8 protein-coding genes and 1 pseudogene are annotated in these 11,481 nt (G+C 70.5%); 2 read left to right on the top strand and 7 right to left on the bottom strand.

Annotated elements, in window-relative coordinates:
- Window positions 1-267: 267 nt before the first annotated feature.
- The 4 genes and pseudogenes from mgt to ACIRR8_RS21415 all read right to left on the bottom strand — a co-directional run bounded on the left by mgt (window position 268) and on the right by ACIRR8_RS21415 (window position 4,608).
- Window positions 268-1,573, bottom strand: a pseudogene (mgt, locus tag ACIRR8_RS21400) (macrolide-inactivating glycosyltransferase).
- Window positions 1,536-2,834, bottom strand: a complete 1,299-nt coding sequence (locus ACIRR8_RS21405; RefSeq protein WP_404067040.1) for an ABC transporter substrate-binding protein — start codon at window positions 2,832-2,834, stop codon at window positions 1,536-1,538. Before ACIRR8_RS21405 ends, mgt begins: the two are co-directional and overlap by 38 nt.
- Complete coding sequence (locus ACIRR8_RS21410; RefSeq protein WP_404067043.1) at window positions 2,834-3,673, bottom strand: carbohydrate ABC transporter permease; 840 nt, start codon at window positions 3,671-3,673, stop codon at window positions 2,834-2,836. Before ACIRR8_RS21410 ends, ACIRR8_RS21405 begins: the two co-directional genes overlap by 1 nt.
- Entirely contained in the window at window positions 3,670-4,608 is a 939-nt protein-coding gene (locus tag ACIRR8_RS21415) for a carbohydrate ABC transporter permease (RefSeq protein WP_404067046.1), read from the bottom strand. The genes ACIRR8_RS21410 and ACIRR8_RS21415 overlap by 4 nt, the downstream gene beginning before the upstream one ends.
- A gap of 126 nt (window positions 4,609-4,734) precedes the next feature.
- Between ACIRR8_RS21415 and ACIRR8_RS21420 the strand changes: the two genes are divergently transcribed.
- Window positions 4,735-5,601 carry a phosphotransferase enzyme family protein gene (locus ACIRR8_RS21420; RefSeq protein WP_404067049.1) on the top strand — a complete coding sequence of 289 codons (867 nt, stop codon included), beginning with the start codon at window positions 4,735-4,737 and terminating at the stop codon, window positions 5,599-5,601.
- 108 nt (window positions 5,602-5,709) lie between these two features.
- Here ACIRR8_RS21420 and ACIRR8_RS21425 read toward each other — a convergent pair whose 3' ends face one another.
- From ACIRR8_RS21425 to ACIRR8_RS21435, 3 genes are all read right to left on the bottom strand, one after another.
- Window positions 5,710-6,600 carry a S1 family peptidase gene (locus ACIRR8_RS21425; protein WP_404067052.1) on the bottom strand — a complete coding sequence of 297 codons (891 nt, stop codon included), beginning with the start codon at window positions 6,598-6,600 and terminating at the stop codon, window positions 5,710-5,712.
- Window positions 6,601-6,848: 248 nt separating this feature from the next.
- Window positions 6,849-7,562, bottom strand: coding sequence for a 3'-5' exonuclease (locus tag ACIRR8_RS21430; protein ID WP_404067054.1), 714 nt, complete (start codon window positions 7,560-7,562; stop codon window positions 6,849-6,851).
- Window positions 7,563-7,663: 101 nt separating this feature from the next.
- Window positions 7,664-8,899 (bottom strand): SAV2148 family HEPN domain-containing protein, encoded by a 1,236-nt coding sequence (locus tag ACIRR8_RS21435; protein WP_404067057.1) that lies wholly within the window; start codon window positions 8,897-8,899, stop codon window positions 7,664-7,666.
- 394 nt (window positions 8,900-9,293) lie between these two features.
- On the opposite strand from ACIRR8_RS21435, the gene glgX reads away from it, so the two are divergent.
- The gene (glgX, locus tag ACIRR8_RS21440; protein WP_404067061.1) at window positions 9,294-11,423 is read left to right on the top strand and encodes a glycogen debranching protein GlgX; all 2,130 of its coding nucleotides are present in this window, start codon (window positions 9,294-9,296) and stop codon (window positions 11,421-11,423) included.
- The last annotated feature ends 58 nt before the right edge of the window (window positions 11,424-11,481 follow it).

Consider the following 11,481-nt stretch of genomic DNA (forward strand, 5'->3'; position numbering starts at 1 on the left):
CGAGGCCATCGGTCGCTCGTGAGTATGCGTGAAGACATGTGAACGTGCGTGAAGAAGTGCGCGAGAGGGGTGGAGTCCCGCGCCGGATATGTGGAGTCAGTCGGGAGGTGCGTGCAGATGCAACGACCACAGGCCTCACACAGAAGAACATGCCGCCCCGCACCACGGCGCTCCGCGGTGGTGCGGGGCGGGGCGGACAACGTCCGGATAACAGTGCAACAGATCCGCTCAGAGGGTCGGTTGAACTCCCCTCAGGGACGGTTGGGCTCAGCCCGGAGCGGCAGTCGGGCTCAACTCGGCCTCGATCAGGTCGGCCGCCCGGAGCGTGCCGCCCTCCTCCGCCATCCGCTCGCGCAGCCGCGCCGACCGCTCCGCCACCTCCGGGTCGCCGACCAGGGCGAGCACGGCCTCGCGGAGCGTCACCGCGTCGGCCTCCCCCATCGGGACGTGCCGGGCCACACCGAGCGCCTGGAGCATGTCGGCGTTGCCGAACTGGTCGACGGCCTGCGGCACCGCCACCATCGGCGTCCCCGTGGCGAGCCCCTCCTGACTGCCGCCCGCACCGGCGTGGGTGACGAACGCGTCGGCCTGCTTCAGCACCGCCAACTGGGGCACCCACGCGTGCACTTCGACGTTCGCCGGTACGTCACCGAGCTCGGCCGGGTCGACGTGCGCGCCGATCTGGAGCACCACGTGCCAGCCGGGCAGGTCACCGAAGGCCGCCACGCACTCCCGGTAGAAGGCGGGCTGCTTGGTGAACGAGGAGCCGAGCGAGACGAGGAGCACCTTCTCCGCCCCGGCCGGCCGCTCCCACTCCCCCTGGTCGGCCCGGTCGCCCTGGCAGGCGCCGACGAAGGTGTACATCTCGTGGTTCACCCGGTCCGCGTTGGGCTGGAGCGCCTCCGGGATCAGGACGAGAGCGCGGCGCGGGCGGGCCACGAAGTCGTCGCTGGAGACATGGCCGAGGCCGTTCGCGGCGAGCCAGCTCGCGAAGCGGCCGTAGTACGCCTTGCCGCGCTCGGTCTGCTTGAGTTCGGCCGTCATCGGCTCGCCGACCTCCTTCTCGTACCCCTCCCACGGCACCAGGTTGGGCCAGAGGGAGACGGCGGGGACGCTCCAGCGATGGGCCAGGACGCGGGCGGGATAGGAGGTGATGTCGTGGAGGACGAGGTCGGGTTCGTCGCCGTCGAAGGCGCCGATCAGCCGCGGAAGCGCCTGGACGGCGTCGTCGAGGAAGGGTTCGAGGTTGTCGATCAGCTCGGTGCCCCACGCCTCGGGGTCGTCGTCGGTCGGCAGGGTCGAGGCGTGGATCACCGGCTCGGCGCCGGTGGCCGCGACCTTCCCGGCGAACGAGGCGGGAATGGCGTAGCTGACGCGGTGCCCACGGCTGACGAGCTCACGGATCACTTCGAGGCTCGGGTTCACATGCCCGTGGGCGGCGATGGAGAACATGGCGATGTGGGCACGCGGGGATTCGGTCATGTGCTTCACTCTAAGCGAGACGCAACGTCTCGTCTAGTTTTTTGGCGCCTTCCTCAGCGCTGATAGCGGGCCAGCACCCGGTTCCCGTCATCGACCAGTCGTTTCCGCAGCTCATCGGTGTCGATCGCGCCGCTGTAGTACTCCTGGAGCGCGGGGGTCGCCACCTTGTCCTTCCACTCCGGGTAGCCGCGTACGGCCTGCGCGGGCGCCGGGCGCAGGTGCTGCGCGAGCGCCGTGCCGGTGGACCAGCCGTGCTCGGCGGTGCGCAGGGACGGGTGGGCGAGGGCGGTGGTGCCGGTGGGGAGCATCCAGTCGCCGCGGGCCAGGCGGACCATGTTCGGCGGTCGTAGCAGGAAGTCGATGAAGGCGACGGCCTCTTCCTTGTGCGGGCTGTCCTCGGCGACGGACAGGGTCTGCGGGCTCACTCCCTGGGCCAGTCCGCCGGGTCCTGCCGGTGCGGGCAGGACCGTCCACGCGAAGCCTTCGGGGGCCTGTTCGACGACCTGCTGGCGGTAGGCGAAGCCGAGCGGGAGCATGGCGTACCGGCCGCCGAAGAAGCCGGGCAGCGCGTCCGAGCCGCCCATCCCGAGCGCCGTACGGGCCGCACTGCGGTCGGTGTTGACCTGGTCGTGGATGGTGCCGGTCACCACCTCGTCGCCCGCCTCGAACCGCAGCTCCGCCTTGCCGTCGGCGTCGCGGTGGAAGAGCTGTCCGCCGCCGGAGAGGCCCAGGTTGAGGGTGACGGAGACGGGTTCCTTGAGCGGCCAGGCGACCCCGTAACGGCCCTTGCCGGTCAGGTCCTTCGCCACCTGCCGGAACTCCTCCCAGCTCCAGGGCCGCTCCGGCGTCGGGATGCGCGCGCCCGAGGCTTTCAGCAGCTTCGTGTTGGCGATCAGGACCCGGGGCTCCTGGAGGAACGGGACTCCGTGGATCCCGCCACCGAAGGTGGTGGTGCGCCAGGACTGCTCGGGAATGTCGGCCTTGAGCCGGCCCGGGAGGAGGGGGCGGAGGTCGGCGAGGTAGCCGCCGTACGCGAAGTCGGCGAGGTCGTCGGAGGCGTCGTGGATGATGTCGGGGGCCTCACCGCCCTCGAAGGAGGTGAGCAGCTGGTCGTGGACGTTGTCCCAGCTGCCCTGGACATAGTCCACCTGTACGTCGGGGTGGGCGGCGTTCCACTCCTTCACCAGCTGCTTGTTGGCGTCGACGGACTCCTTCTGCCAGGCCAGCGACTGGAACCTGAGCCGGATGGTGCCGTCGGCGTCCCGGCCGTCGTCGGTGCTCGAACACCCGGTGATCAGGAGGGCGAGGACGGCGGCGGCCGCGGCGGCCCGCCGGGCCAGGGCGCGGCGCATCAGCCCCTCACCGCCCCGGCCGTCATCCCGCCGGTGATCCGCCGCTGGATGACGGCGAAGAGGACGAGCGAGGGCAGCGTGGCGAGGAACGCGGCTGCGGCCAGCGGCCCGAGGTCGGCCACGCCCTCCGCGCCGAGGAAGTGCGTGAGGACGACCGGCAAGGTCTGCTTCTCCGGGGTCTTGAGGAGAACGAGTGCGAAGAAGAACTCGTTCCACGCGGTGATGAACGCGAAGAGGGCGGTGGCGACGATGCCGGGAGCGAGCAGCGGGGCGACGACCGAGACGAGAGTCCGTACCCGCCCGGCCCCGTCCACGGCGGCGGCCTCCTCCAACTCGGCCGGCACGGCCCGTACGTATCCGGCGAGCATCCAGAGCGCGAAGGGCAGCGACCAGACAACGTACACCAGGATCAGCCCCCACAGGGTGTTGATCAGATGCAGGTTCTTCAGCACCAGGAAGAGCGGAATGATCACCAGCACGAACGGGAAAGCCTGGCTGACCACGACCCACCCGGTCGCGGCGGTGGCGAGCCGGCCCCGGTGGCGGGCCATCACATAGGCCATCGGGGTCGCGATGACGACGGCGATGAGCGCGGCGGAGACGGCGGCGATCAGCGAGTTGGCGGCGGCCTGGAGCAGCGGCTGCTCGTCGAAGGCCTGGCGGAAGTTGCCGAGGGTGGGGTTGTCGGGGATCCAGGTGGGGTGCAGGGAGCCGAGTTCACGGGCGGGCTTGAAGGCGGTGGAGAGCAGCCAGAGGAACGGGAAGGCGAGGAAGACGAGGTACGCGAGGAGCGCGAGGTACTGGCCGGCGCGCGCGGCCCTGCTGGTCGGAAGACTCATCGCGTCTCGTCTCCTCCTCTGATCCGGCCGACGAGGAAGCAGGCGAGGACCACGGAGATCACCGCGACCATCACGCAGCCCATGGCGGCGGCGTACCCGAACTGTCCGTAGCGGAAGGCTTCCTCGTACGCGAAGAGCATCGGCAGCCGGGTCCGGCCACCGGGCCCGCCGCTGGTCAGCACGTAGACCAGGGCGAAGGAGTTGAAGTTCCAGATCAGATTGAGGGCGCTTACGGCGAGCGCGATGGGTCTGATCGCGGGCCAGGTGACCGTACGGAACCGGCGCCAGGCGCCCGCTCCGTCCAGGGCCGCCGCCTCGTGGAGTTCGTGCGGCGTGTTCTGGAGTCCGGCGAGCAGGGCGACGGTGGTCTGCGGCATGCCCGCCCAGATCCCGACGAGGATCACGGCGGGCAGCGCGGTGGCGAGGCCGGTGAGCCAGTCGCGGCCGTCGCCGAGGCCGAGATCGCGGAGGGTCTCGTTGAGGATGCCGGCGTCGGGGTTGTAGACCAGGCGCCACATGATGCCGACGACGACTTCGGGCATCGCCCACGGGATGATCGCCAGCGCCCGCGCCAGCCAGCGCAGCCGGAGCTTCTGGTTGAGGAGCAGGGCGAGGCCGAGGGCCAGGAGGAACTGCGGCACGGTGACGCCGAACGCCCAGAGCAGGCCGATCCGGAAGGAGTCCCAGAAGAGGGTGTCGTGCAGGAGGTCCTGGAAGTTGAGGGTCCCGATCCACTGGGTGGAGCGGGTGCGGCCGGACTGCGCGTCGGTGAAAGCGAGCGCGATGCCGTAGAGGAGCGGTCCGACGCTGAGGATCAGGATGGGGAGGAGGGCGGGCAGGACGAGGAACCAGGCGGCCCGGTCCCGGGCCGCCGCGCCGGGCCCGTTACGCGCACGCCTCGCCCCGGGCGCCTTCCCCTCGGTGGCCAATGTCACGAATGACCCTTCTCCAGCACCTAGGGGATGGTTCAGGCCCTTCTGGCCGTCCCGGTGGCCCAGGCCATCGTGCTGACGGGCCGTCGGTTCGTCAAGGTGGCCTGCGCGGATGCGAAAATCGCACCCATGGACGAGATGCGTGCGCGTGAGGTGCTGACGGCCGCCGGTTTCTCCGGCCCGGCGGAGCTGCTGGCGCTGGGCGAGAACGCGGTCTTCGCGGCCGGCGGTCTGGTGATGAAGGTCGGCCGGGACGCCACCGGCCATCCGGAGCTGGCGGCCCGGGCGGAGCGGGAGGTGGCCGTCGCCGAGTGGCTCGCCGCGTCGGGCGTCCCGGCGGTACGGGCCGCCGAGCACGGGATGCGGTTGACGGAGGGCCACCCGGTGACGGTGTGGCACCGCCTGCCCGACCCCGTACGCCCCACGGAACCGCGCGACCTGGCACCCCTGCTCTCCCGGGTCCACGCGCTCCCGGCACCTGCGGGCTTCACACTCCCGCGCCGGGAACTGCTCGGCGGGGTCGAGCGCTGGCTGACCCTGGCGGGCGACACGATCGACCCGGCCGACGCCGACTACCTCCGCGCCCGCCGCGACGGCTTCGCCTCCGCGGCCGCCGCCCTGACCCCGCACCTCCCGCCGGGCCCGATCCACGGCGACGCCCTCCCCCGCAACGTCCACATCGGCCCCGACGGCCCGGTCCTGGTCGACCTGGAGACCTTCTCCACGGATCTGCGCGAACACGACCTGGTCGTCCTCGCCCTCTCCCGCGACCGCTACGGCCTGCCCGCCGCGTCCTACGACGCCTTCACCTCCGCGTACGGCTGGGACGTACGGGAGTGGGCCGGCTGCGCTGTCCTCCGAGGCGCCCGCGAAACGGCCAGCTGCGCCTGGGTCGCCCAGCACGCACCGGCCAACCCGAAGGCGCTCACCGAATTCCGCCGCCGGGTGGCCTCGCTGCGCGAGGACGACCCGGAGGTCCGCTGGTACCCCTTCTGAGCGGGCGGTTCGAGGCCGGTTCGCGCCGCAACGAGTGCTGTCCCCGCCGGAGAACCGGCGGGGACAGCACTCAGGGCCGTTGGCGCAAGACCCTGGTCGGTACGGGAATCAGATGATGCTCACACCGTAGGCGCCGAGCGCCTCGGTGACGGGCTGGTAGAACGTGGTGCCGCCGGAGGAGCAGTTGCCGCTGCCGCCGGAGGTGAGGCCGAGCGCGGTGCTCCCGGAGAAGAGCGCGCCGCCGCTGTCGCCGGGCTCGGCGCAGACGTTGGTCTGGATCAGACCCTCGACAATGCCGTCGGCACCGTAGTTCACGGTGGCGTTGAGGCCGGTCACCGAGCCGCCGTGCAGACCGGTGGTGCTGCCGCTGCGCTGGACGGACTGGCCGACCGAGGGGTCACCGGCGCTGTCGATCTCCTGGTAGTCGCCGTTGTAGAGGGAGACACGGCCGTCGGCCGCGCCGGGGTCGGAGTGCTGGATGATGCCGTAGTCGTTGCCGGGGAAGCTGGATCCGGTGGTGGTGCCGATGGACCACGAGCTGCCGATGTTGGTGCAGTGGCCGGCGGTCAGGGCGAACTTGGTGCCCGCGCCGTCCTGCACGTTGAAGCCGAGGGAGCACCGGGCTCCGCCGGTGGTGATGGCCTCGCCGCCCGCGATGAGCTTGGTGAACTCACCGGGGGTTCGCTTGACCACGAGGGCGTCGGCGTTGGCGCCGGCCTCGTTCTCGATCGTGGCGATCTCGGCCTCGGTGACCGTGCTGTCGACGGTGACGACGACCTTGCCCGTCTCGGCATCGACGTACCAGGCGGTGCCGCCGATGTCGGCGGTGCGCACGGAGTCGGCCGCCACGTTGAGCTCGGTGGCGCTGAACGTCTTCGGGGCCGGCTGGGCGGACGCGGTGGCGGCGGGGACCGCGAGCGCCGCGACGGCGGCCAGGCCGGTCGCTCCGGCGATGAGTCGTGCTCGTCTCGACATGCTGTGGGGGTGGGAGAGTCGCACTGTAGTCCTCCAGATCGTGGGGGGAACTAAGGGCGTTGTGGGGACGCCCATGGCGTGTCGTCAGGCGAACGATCATGTCGACGTGTTCCTGACAACGTTGTTTCATGCTGGACAGAGCAGGGCGGCCACACAACCCCCTGGGAACGGGAGTGGCTGACAAACACCTGTCTGACGAGGCCCATACGCCATCAAAAGGGTATATAGGCACCCGGGCATGGAAGAGGGATGACCGAAAACGAACGGTCCGGTCAGCGCATCCGGGGAATGAGCGGCCAGGCCGGCTCGACCACCGCCGCCGGATCGGCGGTGCGCCGCAGATACGCCTGCAAGGACAGCGACTGCTCGGCCGCCGCGCGGACCTGAAGGCCGTGCAGGTCCTCCAGGGCCATCACTCCGACGGACCGGTACTTCTCGCCCATACGCCGCACCACGCGCACGGCGGCCACCGCGTCGGCCCGCGCGTCATGCGCGTCGTCGAGCACCACCCCGTAGTGGTCGCACAACGCGTGGAGGGCCCGCTTCCCCTTCCGGTACTTGTCGACGTGCTTGTCGACCACCAGAGGATCGATGACGGGCGACGGCACGCCGCCGATCCGCTGCTCGACCGACTCCAGTCCGTACCGCCCGCATTCGCGGTCCAGGAGCGAGAGGTCGTAGCGCGCGTTCATCACCACCAGGGGCACCCCCGAGCGCAGCACCTCGGCGACCGCGTGGGCGATCTCCTCGACGGCGGTGGCCGGCCGGGCGCCGTGCTCGCGGGCGTGGTCGGTGCCGATGCCGTGGATCGCGGAGGCCTGTTCGGGTATCGCCACCCCCGGGTCGAGCAGCCAGGTCCGCTGCTCGGCCACCGTGCCGTCCGCGTCCAGCCGGACCAGCGCGGCGGTGACGATCCGGTCGGTCTCGACGTCGGTCCCCGTCGTCTCCAGGTCGAAGCCGACCAGTGGTCCCTGATGCCAGCTCATCCCGATACCTCCTTCGTGGTGCTCCCCCGTGGTGCTCTCCCCCGAGTGATGACCACCTTCGCACGCACCACTGACAACAGCGGGGACGGGTGGCGCGGGCTCTACGACACCGGGCGCGAGTCCGTCCAGACCGACTCGAACTCCTCCCGGTACGTCTCGAAGAGGCCGCCCTCGCTGTCCTGACCGGCGCGCACCACCGTCCGCCGCCCGCCGCCGCGCAGCACCAGCACCGGCGCCTCCATGCCCCGGGCCCGCCGGAGATACGGCTGGACGACGCCCACCGCGTCCGCCCCGTCGCCGTCCACCAGGTACGCGGTGAAGCGCGGCGTCTCGTCGAAGACCTGGATCTCGAAGGCGCCCGGGTCGCGGAGCTTGGAGCGGACCCGGCGCATGTGGAGGATGTTCATCTCCACCGAGCGGCTCAGCTCGCCCTTCTTGAGGCCCAGTTCCCGCTCCCGGCGCTTCACCGCGCTGCTGGCCGGATTGATGAAGAGCAGCCGCACCCGGCACCCCGACTCGGCGAGCCGGACCAGCCGGCGGCCGGAGAAGTTCTGGACGAGCAGGTTGAGCCCTATGCCGATGGCGTCCAGCCGCCGCGCCCCGCCGAACAGGTCCTCGGCCGGCAGCTGGCGCTGGAGCCGGACCCGGTCGGGGTGGACGGAGACCACGTCCGCGTACCGGTCGCCGACCAGCTCCTCCACCGCGTCCACCGGCAGCCGGTCCGCGGACGCCACCCCCGCCCCGCTGCCCAGGATGTCCAGCAGCCGGGCCGAGGCCCGCTCCGCCTGGGCGAGCACCGCCTCGTTCAGCGCACGGTTGCGGGAGACGACGTTGCGGGCCACCTCCAGCTCGTCCAGGGCCAGCTCGACGTCCCGGCGGTCGTCGAAGTAGGGCTCGAAGCACGGCCAGTGCTGCACCATCAGCTCCCGCAGCTGCGGGAGCGTGAGGAAGCTCAGGACGTTGTCGTCGGCCGGGTCCAGCAGATAGCCCTTGCGGCGCGACACCTCGCGTACGGCGACGGCGCGGTGCACCCACTCCTGCCCGGCGGGCCCGGCCGCGGCCACCACCCAGTCCTCGCCGTGCACCGGCTCGTAGATCGGCCGGAGCACCGCGGCGACTACCGCACGCAGCCGCTGTTCGACCAGATTCAGCCAGATATAGGCGCGCCCGGCCCGCTGCGCGCGGGTCCGCACCTCGCTCCATGCCTCGGCGCCCCAGTCCAGCTCCGCGCCGATCTCCATGGGCTGCGCGAGGGACACCGCCCCAGGCGGCGCATCGGTCGATTCCCCCTCGTGACCTGCGTCACCTGGGGGTAGCTCGAATCCTCCCGAGCTCACCCGCGTACCGCCTTCCACTCCCCCACCCAACGATCAAGGAAGGGTACTCCGGGAGCGGGATCCGGTGCAGCCCGATGGCCGCGCCGGTTTCCCAACTCCCCTGTCCGCACGGCCTGTTCCCTGCGGCAAGATCGGGTGGAGTGAGCGGATTCATAGTGATTAGGCACCCCCGCGAAGGCCGCGATCCGGACGCCCGCCGGCCGGGCGCGTCCGGAATCGCGTCCGGGGCGGCACCCCGGTGTCCGAAGTTGACCGGTGTGGCCGGGAGCAGGGCGACGGGACCGGCCGCACCGCGTGACGTACTAGGTGTGCGCCCCACTTTCGGGGAGTATTCGGGGAGTAACAGGCCGAGGAAAGCCACCGCACCCGGATCAGAAGTGGAAGAGTCTCATCTATGCAGGTCTGGCCGGGACACGCTTATCCCCTCGGCGCCACCTATGACGGCGCCGGAACCAACTTCGCGGTCTTCTCCGAGGCCGCCCATCGGATCGAGTTGTGCCTGTTGCACGACGACGGTTCAGAAACGGCGGTGGAGCTCCGCGAGACCGACGCCTTCGTGCGCCACGCGTACCTGCCCGGCATCATGCCGGGTCAGCGGTACGGCTTCCGGGTGCACGGACCCTACGAACCCCAGCACGGGCAGCGGTGCAACTCCGCGAAGCTGCTCCTGGACCCGTACGCCCGTGCGGTCTCCGGGAAGATCGAGTGGGGCGAGGCGGTGTACGGCTACCCGTTCGGGAAGCCCGACGCCCGCAACGACCTCGACTCGGCGCCGCACACCATGAGCTCGGTGGTGGTCAACCCGTACTTCGACTGGGGCGACGACCGCCGCCCCCGTACGGACTACCACCGCACCGTGATCTACGAGGCCCACGTCAAGGGCCTGACGATGCTCCATCCGGGGCTTCCGCCGGAGCTGCGCGGTACATACGCGGGGCTCGCGCACCCGGAGGTCATCGCCCACCTCACCGAGCTGGGCGTCACCGCGATCGAGCTGATGCCCGTCCACCAATTCGTCCAGGACCACCGCCTGGCCGACATGGGGCTCGCCAACTACTGGGGCTACAACACCATCGGCTTCTTCGCCCCGCACAACACCTACGCCTCCTGGGGCGACCGGGGCGAGCAGGTGCTGGAGTTCAAGCAGGCGGTGAAGGCGCTGCACCAGGCGGGCATCGAGGTCATCCTCGACGTCGTCTACAACCACACCGCCGAAGGCAACCACCTCGGGCCGACGCTCTCCTTCCGAGGCCTCGACAACGCCTCGTACTACCGTCTGACCGACGATCAGCGCTACTACATGGACACCACGGGCACCGGGAACTCACTGCTCATGCGGTCCCCGCACGTCCTCCAGATGATCATGGACTCGCTGCGGTACTGGGTGACCGAGATGCATGTGGACGGCTTCCGCTTCGACCTGGCGGCCACGCTGGCCCGCCAGTTCCACGAGGTGGACCGGCTCTCCTCGTTCTTCGACCTGGTCCAGCAGGACCCGGTGGTCAGCCAGGTGAAGCTGATCGCGGAGCCGTGGGACGTCGGCGAAGGCGGCTACCAGGTGGGCAACTTCCCGCCGCTGTGGACCGAGTGGAACGGCAAATACCGCGACACGGTCCGCGACCTTTGGCGGGGCGAGCCGCGCACCCTGGCGGAGTTCGCCGGACGGCTGACGGGCTCCTCCGACCTCTACCAGGACGACGGGCGCCGCCCGCTCGCCTCGATCAACTTCACCACCTGCCACGACGGCTTCACGCTGCACGACATGGTGTCGTACAACGACAAGCGGAACGACGCCAACGGCGAGGGCAACCGGGACGGCGAGAGCCACAACCGGTCCTGGAACTGCGGTGTCGAGGGTGAGACGGACGATCCGGAGGTCCTGGAGCTGCGGGGCCGGCAGATGCGGAACTTCATCGCCACGCTGATGCTGTCGCAGGGCGTGCCGATGCTGAGCCACGGCGACGAGTTCGCCCGTACGCAGAAGGGCAACAACAACGCCTACTGCCAGGACAACGAGCTGGCCTGGATCCACTGGCCCGATCCGGAGGCACCGGACGACGAGTTCCGGCGGAACCTGCTGGAGTTCACCCGGGCCATGGTGTGGCTGCGCCGCGACCATCCGGTCTTCCGGCGTCGCCGCTTCTTCCACGGGCGGCCGGTGGAGGGCACGCACGACGAGCTCTCCGACATCGCCTGGTTCACTCCCGAGGGTGAGGAGATGACGCAGGAGGACTGGCAGGCGGCCCACGCCAAGGCGATGACCGTGTTCCTCAACGGTGAGGCGATCTCGGAGCCGGGGCCGCGCGGGGAGCGGATCGCCGACGATTCGTTCCTGCTGATGTTCAACGCGAGCGCCGAGACGCTGGAGTTCGCCGTTCCGGTGGACCACGGCGAGCAGTGGCAGGTCGTCGTGGACACCGCACGCGCGGAGGGCGTGGCTCCGGGGGCCGGACCGAAGGTGGCGGAGGGCGAGCGGGTGACGCTGATCGGGCGCAGCCTGACCGTGCTGAAGCGGCCCGCCTGAGGTCTGTCCGCAGGCCCGTCCGAAGCCCTGCCCACAGGATCGGCAAGGGTGAGCGTCC

This window comes from Streptomyces sp. NPDC101178 (assembly GCF_044767965.1).
Classification (GTDB): Bacteria; Actinomycetota; Actinomycetes; order Streptomycetales; family Streptomycetaceae; genus Streptomyces.

Bases quoted from the DNA above. Each gene is read 5' to 3' on its own strand.
- ACIRR8_RS21405 (WP_404067040.1), bottom strand. From the start codon at position 2,834: ATGCGCCGCGCCCTGGCCCGGCGGGCCGCCGCGGCCGCCGCCGTCCTC.
- ACIRR8_RS21410 (WP_404067043.1), bottom strand. From the start codon at position 3,673: ATGAGTCTTCCGACCAGCAGGGCCGCGCGCGCCGGCCAGTACCTCGCG.
- ACIRR8_RS21420 (WP_404067049.1), top strand. From the start codon at position 4,735: ATGGACGAGATGCGTGCGCGTGAGGTGCTGACGGCCGCCGGTTTCTCC.
- ACIRR8_RS21430 (WP_404067054.1), bottom strand. From the start codon at position 7,562: ATGAGCTGGCATCAGGGACCACTGGTCGGCTTCGACCTGGAGACGACG.
- glgX (WP_404067061.1), top strand. From the start codon at position 9,294: ATGCAGGTCTGGCCGGGACACGCTTATCCCCTCGGCGCCACCTATGAC.